This is a genomic window from Shewanella sp. 4_MG-2023, from assembly GCF_030548015.1.
Taxonomy (GTDB): domain Bacteria; phylum Pseudomonadota; class Gammaproteobacteria; order Enterobacterales; family Shewanellaceae; genus Shewanella.
In genome coordinates this window covers 14,561-37,573 of the sequence record NZ_JAUORL010000017.1, presented here as the reverse complement: position 1 = coordinate 37,573, position 23,013 = coordinate 14,561, and the positions used below count along the sequence as shown (strand labels likewise).

The following is a 23,013-nucleotide window of genomic DNA, read 5'->3' as shown; positions in this document are numbered from 1 at the left end:
CAGCCCCTAAACAGTTGCGATAATTTTTGCTAGAATCATCGACAATTTTTCGATATAAGACTGAGATTAAGATGGGAAGAGCATACCAAAACCGCAAAGAATCTATGGCTAAAACCGCTGGCCAAAAAACGCGTTTATACTCGCGCTACGGTAAAGAGATATATGTTTCAGCTAAAAATGGTGGTGTTGATCCTGACGGTAACTTAGCATTACGCAGCTTAATTGCACGTGCGAAAAAAGACCAAGTACCGACTCATGTTATCGAACGTGCTATTGAAAAAGCCAAAGGCGGTGGCGGTGAAGATTATGATACCGCGCGTTATGAAGGTTTTGGCCCTGGTGGATGTTCAGTCATCGTAGATTGCTTAACTGACAATGTGAAACGTACTTTCACTGAAGTGCGTCAAGCTTTCGTTAAAAATGATGCTAAGTTAGGTGGACCTGGTACTGTTGCTCACAGTTTTGACCACCAAGCCGTATTTGTATTTCCTGGTGATGACGATGAAGCCGTTTTAGAATTGCTGATGATGGCTGATGTGGACGTGACTGATGTTGAGTTAGAAGATGGCATGATCAGCGTTTTCTCACCAATCACTGAATACAATAAAGTCCGTGTGGCATTAACTGAAGATAATGCAGACATCGAATTTGAAGTTGAACATATCACATTTGTACCTCAGGCCATGACCGAAGTGACCGGTGAAGATGTTGAAACCTTCGATAAATTTATTGCTGCTTTAGAAGACTGTGATGACGTACAAAACGTTTATCACAATGCTGAGATTAACGACTAACAGCAACAGCTCTTACGCCAGCCCTAAAGCGGATGAGCCCAATAAAAACGCAGTCAATAGACTGCGTTTTTTTATGGCTTACCTTTGTAGCTAAAATAAGGGCAAGTCGCTTATTTTAATTCCATTTCTTGAACTTTTTCATAAGCTATTTCAGGTGCTGTAACCTCGGGCTTCTGATGTAAATCTGCTTTTAATTGTCCTTTTCGATGCTTGAGTGCGGCATCAAGTTTTTTACCTGCTTGGGTAAGTGCTGGGTACATAACGGGATCTGACGCTTTGGCAGCGATTCGGCTACCTTCATAGTTCGTGGTAATTTCTACTTCAAACTCGCCGTGCTCTTTTGAAATAATAATATCGAGTGATATTAGCGTTGGGAAATGACTGGCTATTTTAGTGAATTTTTGATTGACGTGTTCTTTTACAGTATCAGTAACATCGACATGGTGACCCGAAAGATTTATTTTCATAGATAAATATCCTTTAATAATATAGCGACGCTATATACTTCACTTTCTTTAAGCAATTTTATTCTTACACCAGTATATTTGAGGACTTGTGTCCTAGAACTCAAGGGAAGTTGGATAAATTTTTGTTAACATTACAAAAATTTCTCACTACCACCTCATACTAGTGTTAATTATTTTGTTTGCAGCGATTCATTTGTCTTACAACTTCAGTATAGACATAAAATTAAAACAAAATCTGCAACTTTTGTCGTGTTTGCACTTTATTTGTGCATTTAGCTGTTTTTTAAGAAAATTAACCTTCAAAATAGTTTAAAAATCAGCCAAAAAAGCTAAATTAAGGCACAGTTCAAGCGTCCATGGCCTCAAGTTAATCTATGACTAAAAGTGATAATTCACGCTTTACACTCACTTTTAAGCACTGGAGTGGATTTCATAAAAAACCCAGCATAAGCTGGGTTTTGTTATATTCGGTCATTTGAGATAAGTTTATCGTTAAAGTCAGTTAACTTTGGTTACCGACAAGGTGGGAGAGCTCGCACTGGGGCCAGTTACCGTAAATCGATATGTGCCAGCATCTGCAGCATTAAAATTCATATTAGCCCCTTTGGATGCCAATGACTGCATTTCACCTTCTAACACCGTTTCTTCGCCAGCAATAGCACCAAAATCAACAGTAGACCAATCTGCAGTAGCAATCTTAAATTCATGATTGCCCGCCTCTAAAGCGATATCAACATGGTAAACCGAAGAACCTTGGTAAGTTAGTGCATCAACTTCACCCCAGCCATTCATTCCGCCACGAATATACACAGTATTAGTGCCAAACATTTCTGTTTTATTGACAGTTAGCATTGGCTCTAAACGATTACTCATATTAAAAGTAAAAGTGTACATTTCTTCAGTTTCAAAGTTGAGACTCATATTCGTCCCTGCAACCGCTAACGCTTTGGCAGTATCTAAGGTCACTGCACCATTATCATCTAAACTGCCGTAATCAACTGTAGACCAATCACTTGAGGCAACTTTAAATTCATGGTTTGCTGCTGATACCAATATTTCTGCTTGGTAAATACTGCCACCCATGTAAACCAATTCATTGGTTTCGCCCCAACCATTCATGCCGCCACGAACATAAACACTAGTGCCAACGAAAGGCTCTTCGTTGTATACGGCTAGCACTGGGTTATCTTTATCTGCTGCATTAAGTGAGAACACATAAGTCCCATCAAGTGTTGCGGTAAAGCTTAAATTTGCGCCCGCTCTAGCAAGTGGCTCAGCTACGTCTTCATCAACTCCCGCTTCGGCATCTGACACGCCGCCAAAGTCCACAGTGCTCCAATCACTGGATGCCACTTTAAAGTCATAGCCACCCGCGGCTAAAGTAATTGCAACGCGATATTCACCACTACCAATATAGGTAAAGCTATCCACTTCACCCCAGCCATTCATGCCACCACGAACAAATACTTCAGTGCTGCCATATGGCACAACATCTGGCGCACCCGCTGTAGCATTAGCACTTAAACCTGCACCTTGTGTATCACCTTGGTTTTTCACAAACACTGCTGTGGTATAAGCCGGTACAGTAAACGTGCCCTCTTCAGTCCCCTCACTAAAGTTGGCACTTTGCACTGTGGTGTCAATCGACATAGATAAACTTGGATGCAAACTAAACCCAGATGCAGTCGGCACTGTATGAGACTGCTCACTTTCACTGCCGTTGATCATCACCACCATGGCATCAACTGAAGGGTCTATATCAGTTAAATCAGCACCATCATCAATACTCATCACAATTACGCCCTGAGTTTGATTCTTGCCAATATTATGGAAACCAACACGGTCAATAATGTCTTGCTCAGTCGTTAAACGCAGTAGTGGGCTCGTTTTACGTATAGATAAAAACTCATTAAAGACGTTAGAAGCAAACTCAATTTCAGACATAGAGGCAGCTGAATTAGGATTACCCGCAAGCGCAATAATTTGCTCCATTTTGGCAGCATTATCTTGCTCTAACGGTAAGCCGACATTCCAGTTATTACTGCCTTTAGTAAAGTCGACCCAGTTAAACCAATCGCCGGAATCATAAGTATTTCGGTCTAATGATTTCGAGCGCAACATGTCGCCACCCATTTGTAAAAATGGAATACCTTGGCTCATTAATGGAATCGTAGCAGCAATATTTTGCACTCGTACGCGGCTATCTAACGATAAACCAATATCATTTGAATACTGTAAAATATCCCATAAGGTTTCGTTATCATGCTTTGATACATAGTTAATACTGTCTGCAGGATCTAAGGTGTAAGCTGTTGGCTGTGAGTTCCAGCTAAAGCTACTCCCTGTGGCAGTATTGCCGTTAAAGTCTTTTAAGACGTAGTTTTGTAAGTTACCTGCCATTGATAAGCGCAGCGTATCTTGGTCACGCAAATAATCATCTTTTTGCTCAGAAGCAAATAAAGCCCCCCCTCGAACGGCCTCACGAATACGGTCATTAAAGGTACCGACTTCACTGCCTGCCATATTGGCTTGAGTGGCCTGTTCAAACAATCGATTATCGGCGACTTCACCAAAGTTCCAACCTTCACCATAGAAGTAGTTATCAGCATCAACCGCTTGAACGGCATCACGGGCAGCTAAAATACTGCTCTTAGGCATATGACCCATCACGTCGAATCGGAAACCATCAAAACCATATTGCTCAGCTAAAATCACCATTGAATCAGAGACAAACTTATCCATCATTCGATGTTCAGTGGCGGTATTATCACAACAGGTGGATGATTCAATGTTACCGCTAATTTCGTTATAACGGTGGTAATAACCTGGCACGACTTTATCGAGCACTGAGTTATCCCAAAGCCCAGATGAACTGGTATGGTTATACACCACATCTAACACGACTCTTAGCCCTAACTCATGTAAAGCTAAGTTCATTTCACGTAACTCTCTAACTCGAGCAATGCCATCGGCATCGCTAGCATAACTGCCTTCTGGGGCAATAAAATGCTGAGGGTCATACCCCCAGTTAAAGCTGTCATAGCCGCGCATAGCTTCAACTAATGCTTGGGCATCTTTTGAGCCTGGTAATGCTCCTTCTAGGATTGATTCAATTGTGGCTGATTTATCTTGGGTAACACAGGCATCTGCACTGTCTTCAATCTTGTCACACAAGGTGCCTAAAGTGTCTGTGATATCAACTCGCTCTGCCGGATCTTCATTAACAGTAGCGATATCATTGACAGGCAATAAATGAAAATGAGTCACGCCACTTTCAGCTAATTTACGTAGATGCTCAACAGGTGCACTACCCGCTTCAGTAAAGGCTAAATACTTACCTCGGTTTTCTGCGCTAGTGCTTTCATCGCGAGCACTAAAATCACGAACATGACCTTCGTAAATCACGATATCTTCAGGATTGGCAACCGTCATGACTTCGTGGTCATCCCAACCATCAGGTTTTAAGTCATCATCACTTAAGTTAATAAATTGACTATAGCGGCCATTGGTTGACACATTCAGAGAATAAGGGTCCGTTGATTCAAGTGTTTCAATGGCTTTAGTTACAGGATGGAAAACAATGAGTTCGTAACGGTAATACATTCTGTCTAAGCTCATATCACCGCTAAATGACCAAATCCCCGTTTCAGCATCTAAGGTCATCGACTCAGTACGGGTTAAGTTTTTAGCTGCATCATAAACTTTCAAATTCACTGTTTGAGCTGTTGGTGCCCAGACTTTCGCCATGATGTTACTGCCATCATAGATTATGCCTAAGTCAACTTCATCAGCATCATTCTCACCAGCGGTGTACAGTGCATCAAGTACTTTAGCGGCTTGAACATGAGTTGCTGCAACAGGTTTGTCGTCGCCATCATAAGCCACCATAACCAACTGATTTTTAGCAATAGACTTAGCTTCTTCTGTAGTAAAATTCGCTTCATAAGCAGGCCAATCCGCTAAATGCGGTACTAAGGCTTTTTGCGCATCAGTTAGCTCACTGCTCATAACTTCAACTTGTGTGCCACTGATATTGCCATCATTGTCAGCTGCAATTCCTGCAATATCAGAATGATGAATAACAAATTTTGCGATTCCGTCCGCTGACTGATTCCATACAAAAGTATTTTGATCGAGCCAATGAGCACTAGCACCATCAATTGAAAAGCCAGTATCTAACACAGGATAAGCATAAATATCGCCAATCCCATCAATGGTAAAGTTTGTGCGATCGAACATGGCTTCTGGTGCGTCTGCGTCTTCAAAGGCAATTAAGCTCATGCTTAAATCGCCCGAAGCAATGGCCTTATCATCACCATCATGAATAATGAAATTAGCACATTCTCCATAGCCTTCTTTTAATTCTAAAACCCAATAAGCGCCGTAGACTTCATCAACCCCAGTAAAACGATGTCCATTGGCCCAGTCCGTGCTGTCAAATGGCGGAGCATAAGCGTCACATTTGTCGTTATTCCAAGTGTGTAATTTATATGCTGAATACTTTGGATTTGACTCAGTGTTATTTTTATCTTGCTTGCGGTGGTAATAAAGTACCGCTTGATTTGCCCCCGCTAACACACTAGGCAAAGGCAAGTTAGGGTTTAAGCCCACTTCACACGTTTCATTGTTTGCATCAGGAAAAGTCGGTGCAGGACAACTTAATGGCGGCGGTGGAACACACGCAGTGCCCTCGGCATTCGGTACATTGGGCACATTACAGGTTAGCAGTACTTCACCGGACTCTACTGAGTCACCACCACAACCATACAGAGCAGTTAACGATAAAGTCACTGCGGATAATTTTATTATTCTATAAAGGCTCATCATGAGTCACTTCTCCCTGTTAAATTCGATACTGGGCATTTGGTTGAGCTAAGTTTCTTAACGGCGTCATCAGCGTTAGATTTACATGACATAATTTAACCCCAGATAAAATTCACGACCGAAGTACTGAATGGTGCCGGTTTTGTTTTGGTTGCCAAAATAGCTCTTAGTTGGCTCGTCAGTTAAGTTATTCACTTGGAATAACAGTCCTAGCCCATCGGTCACTTGATAAGACGCTTGATAATCAATCACGGTTTCACCGTCAAAATTGACCACCTGCTCATTAATAGCGACTTGCTCTGAGATAAAGTCGTCACGATAGCGAGCGCTAACTCGAGTTTCAAAGCCTTCATAACTGTAAAATAACGTTGCACTTGCAACATTATTTGATAAGCCAGGTAGGCCTTGCTTTGACGCTTCACCAGCAAAGGTAGAAATGGTTTCGATTTCAGATTCGGTATAGGAATAACTGGCATTAAAGCCTAACCCTGACCAAGCATCGGGTAATGAAGCAAACACTTGGGTGTAGGCCAGTTCTAAACCGCGAATATAGCCGCCCTTTTCGTTATTCATTGCCGTTGTGAAAGTACCATTAACCGTTGGCACAACTTGGCCACTGTCTAATTCAATCGAATCAGGCACGTTGTAGCCATTGCCTTTAAAGTCGTAGTTGTCGATGCTGTCGGTATCAATAAATGACTTAATATCTTTGTAGAAAAGCGCAGCAACAAACGCACCTTCATCAAAGTAATACTCATAAGACACATCGTATTGATCGGCATAGAAAGGCTTTAAGAATGGGTTATTAGTGCTTGAACCATTAATTTCACCTGTGTCGCTGACCGAAGCGCTCGCATCGCCCGCTAAGCGATTAATAGGTGGGCGAGACATCACTTTCGCGGCGCCAAAACGCACTTGAGCGCTTTCTGTCACATGAAAGTTAAGGTTAATTGAAGGCAAGTAATCGGTATAGCTCACCCCTTCAACGATGGGAGCATAAAGCGAGTTATTGATACCGATTTCGTCGAGAATGTTTTGCGCACCAAAAGCTGGATCGCCACCCACATTTTTAAGCACGGTTGCCGATTGTTCGGTGTTTACCACCCTTACGCCAACGTTACCCGTTATTGGCAAACCACCTAATTCAGTATTGATATTGGCTAAGGCATAACCAGACCAAACCTTTTCGTACACTTCACCACTTTGCAATACTGACCATGAATAGTTGTTGGTATAACCTTGGGCTTGCCCCGGTGCAACACCATCAGCGTTACCCCATGTTTGCACTGGTTGCGGAGTTCCATTTGGGAACCATGCGTTAAGTGCCGCATCAACATCAATGGCTAAATAAGATGGGAAATAGCTAAAATCACCTTCCCAATCAACGACAGTGGTCATGTCATCGGTCAATCTTAATGGCGGCTGCGAACTCGAAAAAGCATTATCAACTCCGTATTCAAATACTGAGCGGTCATTAGAGTAAGTACGGTCTGAATAACGACTACCAAACTCAACACTGGATATAACATCATTGTCTAGGGTGTATTCAAAATCTATCCGATAAGCGATTAATTCATCTTCATTCACATAGGGATAGATGCCATATTTGCTAACCATCATACGGTCAGTATCAGAAAATGCATCCGCTTGATTAAAACCCACATCGGGTAAATCTAAACCATTCAGTAAGTAGCTAATTGATACATTTTCATCAAAAATGGGCGTGTCGGCGTTGGCATCAACTGCCACATTTGACCATAACAAACCATTACGAAAATTACTTTTTGCCGATGATAAAGACACATCAACATTCACATTAAGATTGTCAGTAACTTGCCAATCAGCGTTAATGCCATAGCTATTTACTTCATCAAAATCTTGATTGTCATCGTTAACCAACTCAACCCGCGTGTTACCAGTAGACTTACGGTTGTAAGTACCACCAATCACTGAGTTACCATCTAAAACAGGGTTGGCAATTGAAGCGCTTTCTGGATCTAACTTAACCCTAAAACCACGGGCAAAGGCTTCTGTGTCAAAGCGAGATATAAATGCATCAGCTTTAAGGACAAAATTATCAACCGGTGCCCATTCAATCGCCCCCATGTAGCCATTTCGAGTTTCAACGCCGCCAAGATGCTGTAGTTCAAAACCTTCACCCAAATATTCTTTATGGGCGTTAGTCATATCGCCATCGTCACCAATCGGGCCATTGGTGTCATTTTCGATAAAGTCGACATCCGCTGTGCCATTGTATGCAAAGCCAATAAATTGAGTTGCTACGCTTGGCTGATTCAATCTTGCATAACCAACGGCAATACCTAATGTGTCTTCAAGAAATTTACCCTGATATGAAAAACTGACGCGATCGCCATATTCTTCCGCACCATACACTTCACTCGCGCGGTCGTTATACATAGCGCGGGCATTCACCACAAAGTTATGTTTTTCTGTTTTGCTCAAAGGACTAACCGTTGCTAACTCAACCGTACCGGCTACGCCCCCTTCAAGTAATGATGCTTTAGAAGATTTATATACTGCAGCAGAGCTAATTAGCTCAGAAGGATATTGATCAAACTCAATGCTACGAGAGCCACTTGTCGATACCTGCTCACGACCATTTAAGGTTGAAGAGACAAAGCCACCTGACATACCACGAATATTGATTTGAGCAGCTTGGCCACCGGTTCTCACCGCTGAAATCCCCGGTAAACGGGTTAATGCATCCGCCATTGATACATCTGGCAGTGCGCCTAAGTCATCTGCTGATAGTTGCTCAGAAACAGTATCCCCATAACGTTTTGAATTAAGTGAATCAATCAAACTACGGCTATAACCGGTGACACGAATAACCTCAATGTCATCTTCAGCGGTGATATTATTGCTACTGGTATTTGCTGCGGCATTATCCACATTAGTTTCATTTTCGACCGCATTAGCGACCTGAGTTTTTTCTGTATTGATGCCATCGGCAGCAAGCGCTATATCGGATGAAAAAGCAAATCCGCCCCCCGCATAGCGATAACACACTAGGTTTACGATTGAACATTGAGTTTCCCCTCACCGTACTGGTTTTTATAGTTACCCAACATTCAGTTATACCGCTCAGACTAATGGAATATCAGGCATTTTTATTCCGATATACTAGTCATGGATTAGTGCTAGCCTCAATTTACCGCATACGTATTCATAACATCTCATTAACATATCGATTGTTTAAATAGTCGCTAAGTTGATGTAATCACATGCTAAAATCGGTTTGCTAATTATGATTAATATTTACACTATCCGCGGCAATCCACTTTTGGCTATAGGCTAGTCATTAAATATCTAAGGGGAGGTAGATTTCGTCACTCACTCAGGTAGAATACTTTTCAGCTAAACCATTTGAGTAATGCTTCTAATCACAGTTTTAACCAGATTACTCACTAAGTGTTTGAAATTGTAAACAAAGGATAAATGATGGGTTTTAAGTTAACGGTAAAATGGCAAGCAGATCATTTTGATCATCAAGCGCCAGAGTTTAACCGGGATCACCAAATCGAATTTGGTACAGGCCAAGTTGTTCACGCCTCTTCTGCGCCTGAATATAAAGGCAATGAAGCCAAGGTTAATCCTGAAGAAAGTTTGCTTGCGGCCTTATCCTCTTGCCACATGCTAACCTTTTTAGCCATTGCCCATTTAAAACGCCTAACAGTTGAAACCTATGTTGATAATGCCAAAGCAGAACTAGGCAAAAATGATAACGGTAAGCTGTCAGTCACCAAAATGACCTTAAATCCAGTGGTAACTTTTGCAGAAGGCATTGAAGTCAGTCAGGAAGTGATAAATAAAATCCATGACAAAGCCCACGCCAATTGCTTTATCGCCAATAGTGTTAATTCTGAAGTAGCAATTAACGGCTGATAAATACCTGCTAAAGGCTGTATTTACAAATAAAAAAACCGATATCAACTTGACTTGATATCGGTTTTTTTACACTTATTTACCAAGCTTAACTCAAGTTAGCGCCTTTAAAATTGCGCTTTAGTATCTGCCGCAAATCCGCTTGCAGGAATTGGCTTAGCTTTTAACGGCGCGATTGGCTTTTGGATCAGCTCATCTTTTAAATAACGAATGGCGGTTTCAAGTTGGGCATCTTGGCCCGAGAATGTGGCAAAAGGTAAGTTATCTACCTCAATATCCGGTTCAACTCCGTGGCCTTCAACAATCCAACTGCCATCAATAGCGTATTGTGGATACTCCGCCACTCTTGCCATACCTTTATCCGTTAGGCTGTTGCGCCCTGAAAGCCAAACCCCTGCACCCGCAGTTTGCTTACCAATTAACGGCGCTAACCCTAAGGCTTTAATGCCTGCTGAAAAGGTCTCGCCATCTGAATAAGTCATTTGATCCGCGAGCACCACTAAGTGACCCCTAAAGGTTTGCTGCATATTGGTATTAGCAGTGCCATGGGTGGGCTGCCAAAAAGCCCACGCACGGCGCAGTAACTTTTCAATAATCCAGCTATCGATATTACCGCCACGATTACGACGCACATCAATGATTAAACCGTCTTTGTCATAATTGGTATAAAACTCACGGGCAAAGCTTTCAATATCCCCAGCCCCCATGGCATACAAATGTAAATAACCAATGTTGCCTTTACTGGCACTGCTGACTTTAGCGGCATTATTGGTGACCCAGTCTAAATAACGCAGCTTGGCATCGGTGCGGTTATCATGGGGCACAACAATCGTTTGATGGCTTTTTTTACCACGAGTTAACTCCAACAACACTTGTTTATTGGTTTGATTACGCAGTAGTTGACTAACCTGAGCAAGACTGCTGACAGGCTTACCATTAATGGCTTTGATGATGTCGCCCTCTGCGGCGTCAACGTCAATACGGGCCAGCGGTGATGCCTGCGTTGGTAGCTCTGGGTCGTTACGATAAATATGGTTAATCAGCACCCCTTTTGAGGTTTGCGCTAACCGTGCCCCTAAACTTGCCCCTGTGGCAGTGTCGTTTTTAGCTATATCACCACCGCGCACTTGCGAGTGCAATGAATCAAGCTCGCCCATCATTTGCTTGAACAAATCATTAAGCTCATTTCTATCGGTTAAGCGGGCTAATAACGGCTGATATTTTTGCTTCACCTGCTGCCAATTAACCCCGCGCATATTCTTGTCGAAAAAGGAGTCACGGTGCATTAACCAGGCATCTTCAAATATCTGCTGCCACTCTTGCATTGGCGCTATAGATAACTGCCACTGGGCGGTATCAACCTGAGTGTTTTTAAGCTCTGTGGCTATTTTATCGCCAGCATCAACAATATGCAGCTCACTTGGATTAGCCTGTTTTCTTAGCAGTAATTTTTCACCATCATCTGAAAGTTGATAGTCGCTGATATCAGCGGAAAACTCGGTTACCTCAGGCGACAAGTTATCAAACTTCACCAGTTTTAAGCTGCTTTTATCTGCCACTGTATCGAGCAAATATAGCTTATCTTTACTGGCAGTTAAGCTGGAATAATTGCCTGATGCCACCGGAACTTGCCAGAGTCTTTGACTGATATTATCCCAATCCACTTTGACTTTTTGATTACTATCAGCCTGACTTCTAGCCTCTTTGGCATCGGCAATGATACTGCTATTGAGCTCGGTTGGTTTTACGAAGGGAAATACCGACTTTTCAGTTAATGCGATGGCAAAGATTTCAGTGCGTTTATCAAAAACCGGCCCCATATTTCTATCACCCCAAGGCGAACCAGGAGTCGCTTTAAAGTGCCGCGCTGATAAAAAATATAACCATTGTCCGTCAGGGCTAAAGCTAGGTGAATGTGACTCGTATTTATCACTGGTAATGGATTGGGCTTTATTATCATTAACCGAATACAGCACGATTTGCGGGCGCTGTTGACCCATTTCCAATTTGGTTAAGGCAATAAATTGGCTATCACCAGACCAAACGATATCCGGATATTCTCCTAACCCTTCACCATGGGTGATGATTTTAGTATTTTTACCTTTGTTTAAATCCACTAACCACACATTGCCATCGTAGTCATCATGGGCAATATAGCGGCCATTGGGTGATAAATGCAGACTGGTTATTAAGCTACTGCCATCTTTAGTGAGTTGTTTTGCCCCTGCACTGCCATCAGCGGGGAATTGCCAGATCTCTTGCTCGCCTGATGCATCACTGATGCCATAAACCCAATCACCATCCGTACTTAATAACGCATTTCTAATGCGGGCGTTAGCGGGTGATTGCACTTGGATTAAGCGGCGGCCATCATGACTTGCTATGGCTACATGGCTTCTAGCGGTGATCACCGCTTTATCGCCACTGGCGGCTAACTCCACTGAGGTAGCAAATGCCATTGGATCTTTTAACCAATGTTCACGGCGATGGGGAAAATCTGAAGTCAGGCTAATATCGACTAAGGATGAACTGCCATCATTAATGCTAAAGACTTTAATATCTGCCCCATGCTGAAACACAACTCGTCCATCATTTAACTGTGCATCTCTGACTTGCCAAGCACTAAATTGGGTATGTTGCTTAGCATCTTGACCATCAAGCGTCATCGACCAAATATTATCATTGCCAGATTGGTCGCTAATAAAATAAAGCCGATTTTGCCACAGCATGGGTTGTCTTACTGAGCCTTGATGAGCTGCTGTCAGCTTTTGCGCCTCTTGATTACTGCCCAATTTAAATCGCCAAATTTCACCTAAAGCGCCGCCACGATAAACTTTGGCGTTATCACCACTGGTTTGCAGGCCAAACTGAGTAAAATAAACATACTCGCCCGCATCATCAATGGTGCCTTCAATCGCATCTGCTAGGGGTAAATCCGTTAATTGCAGCGTCTGTGGATCTACCGTTTTAAGAACCCAGTAATTTGCCGGTCCATTAGCATTATCGGTGGCATACAAAATCTCCCCGCTGGCTGTCCAGCCTTGCAATCTGACGCGACTATTTTCAAAGCTTACTCGCTTGGCAACGCCGCCTTTGATCGGCATGACATACACTTCAGTAGCGCCATCATAGTTCGCGCTATAGGCAAGCCAATTACCATCTTTTGAAATCACAGCATCGATTTCTTCTGCTGCTTGGGTGGTTAATCGTGTTGCTGAAGTTTGATTTAACTGACTAAGCCAAAGATCGCCTTCGGCGGTAAATACCAAGGTTTGATCATGTAGCGCTGGCGCGCGGTAATAGCCTTGATTGTCTGAATTAACCGCAAGAGCGGATGTGCTTAACAGCCCAAGAGCTAATAAACAGGCGCTAACAGAATGGCGAAGTTTCATAGTCAGAAAAGTCCTTATAAATATTATTATTTTCAAGCAATCAAACTAGCAAACTTAAACTGATTTAGCAGTATAAAACCCAGTATTTATTGCGATAAAAGTTTAAGAATTTGTAACAATTAACTTATTCGCCGCAAAAAAAGGGTAACAACTTTTGTTGTTACCCTTGGTGCTTTGGACACCTAGCTCGACAACAAATCTTCAAGCTAGAGCCAATGTTACTGTTAGTGCGCTAGTGCCATTATTGAATCGATTGTTGCAAGCTTAAGCGCTGCTGTAATTGTTGGTATTGCTGATATTGAGGATGCTGCTGCTGAATAATCTCAGGGAATTGCAGCTCAATAACCTTCGAATATGCCTGAGCTTGCTCCAATTGTTTGTTATCTAACAGTTCAGCTAAATGCTTGATTGCATTAATGGAGTTTGTTGCCTTAGCTGCGCCAGTTGCGTTGGCTGCGCTAGTCGTGTTAGCTGAGTTAATGTCGTTAGCTGAGCTCATGACAGTAACTGCTGAACGAGTTTGTGCTGGCGTTGGTAATTGAGCTTGAGGCTGAGATTCTGGTTGTGATTGTAATTGTGGTTGTGATTGAGCCGCAGACATAGATTCACGCTGCTGTTGAGGCATAACTTTAGTTGTCACAGTTGGGACCACATCAGCGGCAGACTCAACTGTCGTTGCCGTCATTGGCGTTGGCGTTGCTGAAATAGTTGTTGGCGTTACTGTTGCTGAAATAGACGTTTCAGTGGCTTTCGTTGCCATTGGCACACTGTCACCCGCATCTATATTGGCATGTTGGGTAAAGTTTGGATTAACTAATATCACGCTGGCAATGATCATTACAGATGCCGCGGTTGACAGCCCTAAACGATGCTTATGCCAAAAACTCACTTGCACGACATTTGTGGCTGCTGAATCACCTTGAGATGCTCTTGCCTGCTCAACTGGAGCGGCGCTCAATTTAGCTTGGGCTAAGATAGCCTTATCCATCGCTTTGGGGGGCGTTTCTAAATCCTGCTGATACAGGGTTTTAATTTCTTGCTGCAAAGCCACAAACTGTTCATCAGTCTTATCGTTGACTGAGCTTTTATCTTTAGAATCACTCATGATCCGCCCCTTGCCATTTCAGCGCTACACATTGCTTAATACTTTGATAGGCATAGCGAATGCGGCTTTTGGTGGCCTCTAAGGTTACATCGGCAATCTCACTGATTGCCGTAGCTGTTAAGCCCAATTCAATATTCAGCAAAAAAGCCTCTCGTTGTAATTGAGGCAATTTACTAATACAGGTCTTTAATAATTGCCCTTTTTGGCTATCAAGCAGTTGCTCATCAGGACGACTGCGATGAGAACTATCCAGTGTGCTGGCATCAAAGCTATCCATGCCCTCTTCTGCAGTTTCAGCAAGCTTATCGAGTGGTTTCACCGCCCGCACATGATCGATCAGTAAGTTATGGGCAATGCGATAAATCCAAGTGGTAAACTTGGCTGTGACTTGATAACTGCTGGCGGCTTTTATCACCTTGCCCCACGTGTCTTGGTATAGATCTTCTGCTAATTGCTTATCGTTGATTTGGCGCACAAAATAGCGATACAAAGGCCCTTTATGTTTGCTATACAGCTGCTCAAAAGCAAGCGAGTCCCCTTGCTGATAATTCAACATTAATTGCTCATCTGATAATGCAGTTATTTTATCCTTCACCGCCGGCAACCTTGGTTTATAGACTGTTTTTAATCACTTTAAACAGTTTGCCCAGCGTAAATGCGATTGTCTATTAATACTCTGCAATTGAGCGATATTATTCACAGCACCTTATCATTAATACTCCTGTCGACAATGAGCTCGTTAATAATAGCCGAGTTAATAATAGGCTAGTTAAAAATAGCCTTGCCAATAATGCTGCCCTGCTTTGGCGGAGTATCATAAATAGGCTGCGGCATCGGATAAGCTTGTCGTTGATGGGGCTTTTTTATCCCGACATTGTTTGTAACAGACACTAGCATCGCCTGCTTAACAAGGGCAATAAACTCGCTGCGCTCACCTTGGCTATCTGCCCCTTTAGCATCAAGAGCGATATTAACTAACTCATGATAATCAAAGCCATGAACATAATTACTTTGATTAATTAATTGCCCTAAACCCGCCACCGCTGCAGCAAAACGAAACTCATCACTGGCTTGTTGAAAGAATTTGTCTTGTTGAGCAATGTCAATATCAAACTGGCCAAGCAAAGCTTGTTGGCTTGTTATACGCATGTCATGCAATGACAATGTGGCGAGGTTATCGGCACTAAAGCGCTGCTGAGCACTTGGTTTATGGGCTGGTGATTTATAAGCAGCTGAATCATCGATGCGCAACTCATACAAGGCACTATATTGGCCACTTGATTGAGCCTGCAATCGAGCATGGCCTTTGGACATTTGTTTATTAACGGGGTTGCCATAATTTCGCTCAAAACCAATCAGTCGGTATTCCGTAATCAACCTTGGATTGAAGCTTAACTTGGCTTGTAAATAAGCTAAGCCTTGCTTTGCAGGCTCTGTGGCCTTGTCACTCTGTTTGATATTAATCAACAGCAGCAAGGTGTCATTATTATAAGGCGATGGCGCCAGTTCAGTATGTATCTGATAGTTTTCATATAATGGCTGATATTGACTAAATTCATATTGAAATGCATTGAGTAAATTCTGGCTTTGGATGGTATTTTTTTCAGGCCAGATTTGCTGGTTGAGTAAGTGCTTTAGCCTGTTATAGTCGCTGATACAGCCGCTGCTATCCGTATTAAATGTCAGCAGGGATAATGGCGTTTCACCACTAACCATGTTGCCGCCATGACTCACAACAGCCTGCTGAGCAGCCACGCAGTTTGGCTGTAATGTTAGAGTTTCAGCAACCCCATTAACGCTTACAAGCAGCAATAGGCTTAGTTTGCACGCCTGATAAATTGTACATTTACTCATCTATGACTCCGTAATAACCACAATACTATTATTAACGTGCTCAGATTAAAAAAGGGTTATTTATCTTTCACATTTAATCACCTCCAAAACAAAACAATATAAATCAATACCATAAACCCAAAAGCACATTAATTATGCGTAACGTTAACGGGTTAATTTTTACCTTATCAATAACCCAAAACTTGCAGTACACGATTGCTGTTCGATGTTTACCAAAAGCCAGTATAAGCATTCGTAATCACAAACTGAGTTTCAGCCCCAGGAAACACTGAAATGCAGCGAAATCTTAGCCAACATGATATTATCTAGCCCCTTTTTTATAGGTGCAAAAATGCAGCCTATAATGCCTGTACCCTATGCAGGTATAAGTAAAATTATTCTAATATAATAAGTGTGTTAAGGAGTTATCATGCAAGCCCTTGTTGCCGTAGTTATGGGATCTAAGAGTGATTGGCCGACCATGGAAGCCGCCGCAGAAATTATGGATAAGCTGCAGGTGCCATATCACGTTGAAGTTGTCTCAGCGCATCGTACTCCTGACAAACTCATGGACTTTGCTAGCACTGCTGCTGGTAAAGGCTTTAAAGTCATTATCGGCGGCGCCGGTGGTGCTGCACATTTACCCGGTATGATTGCCTCAAAAACCCGCCTTCCTGTGCTGGGAGTGCCTGTGCAAAGCAAAGCGTTATCAGGCATGGACAGCTTACTGTCTATCGTACAAATGCCTAAAGGTATTGCTGTAGGTACCCTTGCTATTGGTACTGCAGGCGCGTTCAATGCTGGCTTACTTGCTAGCCAAATTCTTGCGGTTGAAGACAGTGAACTTGCTGCGCGCTTGGATGCTTTTCGTGAAGAGCAAACTAATTCAATTCTTGAAAATCCAGATCCGAGGGAAGCTTAATGGCTAAGCAGGACGGTGAGCAAAAAAATCAAACCCATGCTACACAGCACAATGTGTGGGTTTTAGGCGATGGTCAATTGGGCGCGATGTTGTCCCATGCAGGGCAGCCTTTAGCGATTAATGTTCGTCCGGTTGATATTATGACCCCATCAGATGAGCGTTTACCTCTTAACGATACTGACGTCATCACCGCAGAACGAGAGCAATGGCCTGAATCAAACTTAAGCTTGCAACTTAGTGAGCATAAGCATTTCATTAATGGCCCGGTTTTTGGCCTGCTGGCAGACCGTTTTACCCAAAAAAGCTTATTGGATGAGTTAGCTGTACCAACATCACCTTGGGAGCTGGTTGACGACAATACTCAAACGACGCAATTGCATCAGCAATATGGCGAGCGAGTATTATTAAAGCGCCGTACCGGCGGCTATGACGGTAAGGGTCAGCACTGGTTAAAACAAGCTGAGTCAACCACTATCCCAGCAGATTGGCGTAATGAAGCCATTGCTGAGCAAGCGATTAATTTTGATGAAGAAGTGTCATTAGTGGGCGTACGAACCCAAACCGGCGAATGCTTATTTTACCCGCTAGCGTTAAATCTCCATCAAGACGGTATTTTAATGGCATCGATTGCGCCATTATCGCGCTTAAACCACTTACAAGCCCAAGCTGAAGCCATGCTAAGTAAAATTATGCATAAGCTTGAGTATGTTGGAGTGATGGCGATGGAATGTTTCCGGGTTGGTGATGAATTACTGATTAATGAGTTAGCCCCTCGGGTTCATAACTCTGGTCACTGGACTCAATCAGGTTGTCATATCAATCAGTTTGAATTGCACCTGCGTGCCTTGTGCGGATTACCTTTACATACCCCACAAGTGAATCATCAATGTGTGATGGTGAACTTAATTGGTGTTGATAAAGATGACCGCTGGTTAAGCTTACCCAACGCTGAGTTATTCTGGTACAACAAAGAAGTTCGCGTCGGTCGTAAAGTGGGTCACTTAAACTTGTCGGTTCACAATAGCGCTATGCTAAACGGCAGTATCGGCCAGCTACAACAATGGATGCCGCAGCTGTATCAAGCGCCATTAGCCTGGGTTTTAGATGAATTTAGCGCTGATTAAGATCAATGGCACTTAATCGTAACCCATAAAAAAGGAGCTAAGGCTCCTTTTTTATGGACTATTGATTTGCAAGTAATGATTTAGCTAGGGTTTAAATACACACTCGAGTGAGTACTTTCTCAAGATGCTCAGAGCTGGTTTGTTGCCTATAAGCGCGGTCTGAAATCGCTTTTAAGCTCTGCTGCACTTCATGACTCAAACGGGTAATTTCCAGCGCTCGACTACTGATACTGTTAGTGGAAGATTGCTGCCCTTGAATGCTGTAGGTCATATTACTGGCAACACTATCAAGTTGCTCAAATGCGCCGCCAATATCAGTAAATGCTTGGGTGACCCGCAGGCATTGTTGCACGCTTTCATTAGTCACTCTTTGACTGTCGCTAATGGCATTAACAGCATTACCCGCTTTGGCTTGCAGCTCTAAAACAATAGTTTGAATTTCTACCGTCGACTCCTGAGTGCGATGAGCTAATGCGCGAACCTCATCAGCCACAACCGCAAAACCGCGGCCTTGCTCACCGGCTCTAGCGGCCTCAATGGCAGCGTTTAGCGCCAATAGGTTGGTTTGCTCGGCAATACTTTTAATCACTTCTAAAACATTACCAATTTTCTGGCTGTCGCTGTTTAATAAATCTAAATCAGATACCAAACTTTCAATGCCATTGGCAAAGGTGGTCATGGCAGTTTGATTACTTAACGCATCATTATTACCGAGCTCAAGTAATTGCTTCACTTCCGTAGAGGTTGATTTAAATTCGTCGGCATTGATTGATAACTCATCTGCCGTTTTCACTATGTCTGCTAATGAGCTTGAAATAAGCTCGGTTTCAGCAGTGCTTTTGGCAACGGATGATTCAGCCGAATTCATTTGCTGCGCCAACTCCTGCGAGCCATGGTGAAAATTATTGGCATCTTGCTTAATGTCATCTAAAACCAATTTCAGTTCTTCAATAAAACCACTAAGGTCGTTGGTAATTTTCGCCAGTAAATCATTACCACTATCGATTAGCGGCTTTTTAGGGGCGGCTTTCGTACTAATAACTAAACTTAGATACTCAGCCAGTTGACTCAAGCGTGTGTGTAAAAACTGCTTAAATAAATACAGACCTACTATCGTTTGCGCCGCACCTAATAGCGCGACAATGAGTAACAGCGTGGTTTTATCAATTTGAGAAGGTAAAAATGCAATGATGACCAATGCCACCAGCACCAACGAGATTAACGGATAAAGCAGTGTTGCCTGTAATTTATTATTATTGTGAGATTGCATATACAGTTCCGAAAGTAGTGATTATATTTTTCTAGCAACTCGTCATGAGCTTTTAGCGCTAGCGGTGCTTAACATTGATCCCCCCAAAAAGCCATATAGCCTCAAGGGTTACAAATTGTCACAAGCGGTTTTATTACTATCGGAATAAGCTGCAAAAAGTTTAGCGTTAATTGTTAAATATTTATGAACAAGGTTAAGTATAAAAACTGATCTAACCAAGAGAAAGTAAAAGCCCCGCGAATGCGAGGCTGATGAGAATGACAATAACTAATGCGTATTAACCGAAAAATAACCGCCATAACCAGGAAGAGTCGAGATCTTCTTTACAGGTATGATACTGAGCAGCGTAATTTCTGGCGCGAGCATCAACACGATTAGCAACAGGTCCAAGCCATGCTTTAGCTTTATAGCTGCCACGTTTATAGCCGCCCCAACCTTCGTGATAATTCAAATACTGATTTTTCGCATCCCATTTTGACACCCCATTAATGGCATGGGTTTTATAGATAAACCAGCCCATAAAATCCATCGCATCATCAAAATTACTGCGACTTGACCATGAATTACCGGTTTCACGTACATAGTCATCCCATGTCATGGTTTTTGCTTGAGCATAGCCATAGGCATCACTGGCGCGGCCAATAGGAATAAAGCCCCAAAAGTATTCCATTGGTGGCGCGGCATTATGTTTAAACGAGCTTTCTTGGAACATCATAGCTAAAGGCACATGTACTGGTACGCCCCACTTTTCGCGCGTTTTTACCGCCGATTTATACCAAGAGCGATTTTCTTGAAATATTGAGCATAAATTATCAGGCTCTTTAGGTGGCGGAGTTGCACAGCCCGTAAGCTGTAAAAGAAACATTGCGCCCAAAGCACGAAAAAACCACGTCATAAATGCCCTTAAAGTAATCAATATCAGGAGTTAACTAAAGCGATTCGATTTTCACATCAAAATAAACTAGATGCAAACCACGGCGTTAAAAAATAGAACTTAATCTGTCGCTAGAATGCGACCATTGGTATTAGTCAAAAAATACTTGAACTCAAGTCTGACAATAAAGCTGGGCTAGAGGGAGGTTCAGCGGCTAAGGTTTTCTAAAAAGACTATCAAGGTAACATTTAATATCGGAATAAATGAGTAACTAAACCATTAAATTATTGCCTAATTGGGGACACTTATCGCGCCTAAGCGGCACATTAATTATCGGGGTTGGCAAACTCACATTCATGGGGCTCTTGCTGCCATATGACGGGTTGCCAGTAATCGGTATTCTCGCCAGTATAAATTCTATCTTGATTAAATTCAGCCGCTAAATGAAGCTGCAGGTGCGCTTTCACATCAACATCAATATTTTTAGGCTTACGGGCAGCAAGCTTAACTTTTAACTCAGGCGACTCAATGAGCTCTGCCACGGTAAACTCATGTTTTCCAGCGGTTAATTTATAATAAGGCCTTGAGATAACAGGCTTACCATCAAGATGAGTCACCACCACGCGATAAAGACTCTGCGAGGTCGGTGGGGTTATATAACTCGCCACCGAGCCACAGATAGCTTGCTCATCCACTGATGATGCACAGCCTTGTAATAGACCCAGCACCACCACAGATAAAGCTAGCCTTTTCATTAACGACACGCTGCGGCAGGTTTGGATAAGTCAGCAAAATAATCAGCTAAAAACTCATCAAAGCCGACACTCGGTAACGCTTCCGCCATATGCTGTTGAGCAAGTGATAGTGCCGCCTCTTCAACATAGCCAGCTTCCACCTCAGCGGATAATGGGTAGTCAGATAAATATTGCTGATAATCTAGCGCCAGTTTTTTCACCCAACTGCTATGATCTTGACCTTGATTAACCACATCGTCCAGCACGCGACCCGATAGGGTTAAACTTGGATCGTCGATAGCGGCTTGCCATTGCGATAATGCCTGTTGGTATGCATTACCAGAATCACCATCTAACAACTTAGCGAGGCGAGACAGAGGTTCAAATATGTCATTCAGCCATTGAGTGCGGCTAATTGACTGACCATTTTTAATTAGCTCAAGCCCAGGCTTTCGACCTTCAACTACCACAGCTTGCAAGTTAGCGGCGATTTCCTGCTCTGCAGCGCAATCACTTTTTTCTGATGACGACAGCAAGCAGTACAGCAAGAATAAGTCTAAAAATCTTACCTGACTGGCATCAATACCAATTGGGCTATAAGGGTTTACATCTAATGCACGCACTTCAATGTATTCAACTCCAGCGCGAGACAATGCCTCTGAAGGTTTCTCACCTGCTTTGGTGACTCGCTTGGCACGAATTGGCGAGTAAAACTCATTCTCAATTTGCAGCACATTGCTATTGAGCTGACGATATTCACCATCGACTTTAACGCCGATTTTCTCAAAACTGGCAGAAGGCATGCGAATGGCTTCGCCCACCCCTTGTAAATATTCAGGCAGTGAGTTGTAACTGATGTTTAAGCGTTCTTGCTCTTTATTGGTGTAACCTAAATCGCTCATACGAAGTGAAGTCGCATATGGCAGGTATAAGGTGCCCTTACCGGTTTTCTTAAAATCAAATCCGACGTTTTTATCTTTAATGAACGAGCCACACAGCGCAGGAGATGAACCAAAGAAATACGGTAATACCCAAACTAAACGGCGATAATTACGGATCATGCCAAAGTAAGACTCTGAGATGAACTCACAGCGCGACACTGACTTATCAGTGCGTTCATATAAGCTATCCCACAATTGTTCAGAGACTGAAAAATTGAAATGCACCCCTGCAATAATTTGCATGAGTGCGCCGTATCTATGGGTTAAGCCTTTACGGTATAAGGTTTTCATTTGACCGTTATTAGAACTGCCATAACGGGCAATAGGAATATCTTTTTCATCGCCGACATAACACGGCATGCTCACAGGCCATAGCGTCTGGCCATTCATGTTTTTAACACTGTAGGCGTGAGTTTGAGTTAACCCTTCAAGTAAGGTGTCAATATTAGTATTCACCGGGGTAATGAACTCAAGTAAAGACTCACTATAATCAGTGGTAATACGAGAATGCGTTAAGGCTGAGCCGAGCTTTTGCGGATGGCTATCCATCGCGAGGTGGCCAGTGCTTTCGATGCGCAGCGCTTCGCGCTCAATGCCTCGTACCATGCCGAGTAAAGATTCACGCCCTTGGGCATTTGATAGATAATCGACTGTTTCATTGAATGAATTCAATTTGCTGTTCTCTTGTAGTGACTCGCTTATGCGACATTCAAACTGCTAGACCTGATATTTAGCACTAACATTTCTTTAAACCAATTAAAAGCATGTTATTAAACACATATGAGCTCACAGTAAAAAGCATTTTCAGCCATTCTACACTCACTATG

15 protein-coding genes are annotated in these 23,013 nt (G+C 42.8%); 4 read left to right on the top strand and 11 right to left on the bottom strand.

From position 1 onward, the window contains the following. Window positions 1-71 precede the first annotated feature (71 nt). On the top strand, window positions 72-794 hold the full coding sequence (locus Q4546_RS11085; RefSeq protein ID WP_102438132.1) for a YebC/PmpR family DNA-binding transcriptional regulator: 723 nt from the start codon (window positions 72-74) through the stop codon (window positions 792-794). 110 nt (window positions 795-904) lie between these two features. Here Q4546_RS11085 and raiA read toward each other — a convergent pair whose 3' ends face one another. The 3 genes from raiA to Q4546_RS11070 all read right to left on the bottom strand — a co-directional run bounded on the left by raiA (window position 905) and on the right by Q4546_RS11070 (window position 8,998). Further along, complete coding sequence (raiA, locus tag Q4546_RS11080) at window positions 905-1,261, bottom strand: ribosome-associated translation inhibitor RaiA (RefSeq protein ID WP_102477203.1); 357 nt, start codon at window positions 1,259-1,261, stop codon at window positions 905-907. A gap of 498 nt (window positions 1,262-1,759) precedes the next feature. Next, on the bottom strand, window positions 1,760-6,088 hold the full coding sequence (gene pulA / locus Q4546_RS11075) for a pullulanase-type alpha-1,6-glucosidase (RefSeq protein ID WP_303446283.1): 4,329 nt from the start codon (window positions 6,086-6,088) through the stop codon (window positions 1,760-1,762). Between the two features lie 78 nt (window positions 6,089-6,166). Further along, the gene (locus Q4546_RS11070) at window positions 6,167-8,998 is read right to left on the bottom strand and encodes a TonB-dependent receptor (RefSeq protein ID WP_303446299.1); all 2,832 of its coding nucleotides are present in this window, start codon (window positions 8,996-8,998) and stop codon (window positions 6,167-6,169) included. Window positions 8,999-9,547: 549 nt separating this feature from the next. On the opposite strand from Q4546_RS11070, the gene Q4546_RS11065 reads away from it, so the two are divergent. Then, entirely contained in the window at window positions 9,548-9,991 is a 444-nt protein-coding gene (locus Q4546_RS11065; RefSeq protein ID WP_102438126.1) for an OsmC family protein, read from the top strand. Window positions 9,992-10,098: 107 nt separating this feature from the next. Here Q4546_RS11065 and Q4546_RS11060 read toward each other — a convergent pair whose 3' ends face one another. The 4 genes from Q4546_RS11060 to Q4546_RS11045 form a co-directional block, all read right to left on the bottom strand. Continuing rightward, window positions 10,099-13,383 (bottom strand): S41 family peptidase, encoded by a 3,285-nt coding sequence (locus Q4546_RS11060; RefSeq protein WP_303446281.1) that lies wholly within the window; start codon window positions 13,381-13,383, stop codon window positions 10,099-10,101. A 241-nt stretch (window positions 13,384-13,624) separates the two neighbouring features. Beyond that, complete coding sequence (locus Q4546_RS11055) at window positions 13,625-14,488, bottom strand: hypothetical protein (protein WP_303446280.1); 864 nt, start codon at window positions 14,486-14,488, stop codon at window positions 13,625-13,627. Beyond that, a complete protein-coding gene (locus Q4546_RS11050) occupies window positions 14,481-15,044 on the bottom strand; it encodes a sigma-70 family RNA polymerase sigma factor (RefSeq protein ID WP_102438140.1) in 564 nt (187 codons plus the stop codon). Before Q4546_RS11050 ends, Q4546_RS11055 begins: the two co-directional genes overlap by 8 nt. Before the next feature lie 209 nt (window positions 15,045-15,253). Next, on the bottom strand, window positions 15,254-16,342 hold the full coding sequence (locus Q4546_RS11045) for a von Willebrand factor type A domain-containing protein (RefSeq protein ID WP_303446278.1): 1,089 nt from the start codon (window positions 16,340-16,342) through the stop codon (window positions 15,254-15,256). Between the two features lie 409 nt (window positions 16,343-16,751). Here Q4546_RS11045 and purE point away from each other — a divergent pair, with 409 nt between their 5' ends. Both purE and purK read left to right on the top strand, forming a co-directional pair. Next, entirely contained in the window at window positions 16,752-17,243 is a 492-nt protein-coding gene (gene purE, locus Q4546_RS11040) for a 5-(carboxyamino)imidazole ribonucleotide mutase (RefSeq protein ID WP_076542981.1), read from the top strand. Continuing rightward, complete coding sequence (gene purK / locus Q4546_RS11035; RefSeq protein WP_303446277.1) at window positions 17,243-18,367, top strand: 5-(carboxyamino)imidazole ribonucleotide synthase; 1,125 nt, start codon at window positions 17,243-17,245, stop codon at window positions 18,365-18,367. Before purE ends, purK begins: the two co-directional genes overlap by 1 nt. 91 nt (window positions 18,368-18,458) lie before the next feature. On the opposite strand, the gene Q4546_RS11030 is transcribed toward purK, so the two are convergent. From Q4546_RS11030 to gshA, 4 genes are all read right to left on the bottom strand, one after another. Next, the gene (locus Q4546_RS11030) at window positions 18,459-19,637 is read right to left on the bottom strand and encodes a methyl-accepting chemotaxis protein (RefSeq protein WP_102477195.1); all 1,179 of its coding nucleotides are present in this window, start codon (window positions 19,635-19,637) and stop codon (window positions 18,459-18,461) included. Window positions 19,638-19,914: 277 nt separating this feature from the next. Continuing rightward, window positions 19,915-20,532, bottom strand: coding sequence for a hypothetical protein (locus tag Q4546_RS11025; protein ID WP_102438112.1), 618 nt, complete (start codon window positions 20,530-20,532; stop codon window positions 19,915-19,917). A 305-nt stretch (window positions 20,533-20,837) separates the two neighbouring features. Further along, the gene (locus Q4546_RS11020; RefSeq protein WP_102438110.1) at window positions 20,838-21,266 is read right to left on the bottom strand and encodes a hypothetical protein; all 429 of its coding nucleotides are present in this window, start codon (window positions 21,264-21,266) and stop codon (window positions 20,838-20,840) included. Further along, complete coding sequence (gshA, locus tag Q4546_RS11015; RefSeq protein ID WP_277869089.1) at window positions 21,266-22,888, bottom strand: glutamate--cysteine ligase; 1,623 nt, start codon at window positions 22,886-22,888, stop codon at window positions 21,266-21,268. The genes Q4546_RS11020 and gshA overlap by 1 nt, the downstream gene beginning before the upstream one ends. Between the last annotated feature and the right edge of the window lie 125 nt (window positions 22,889-23,013).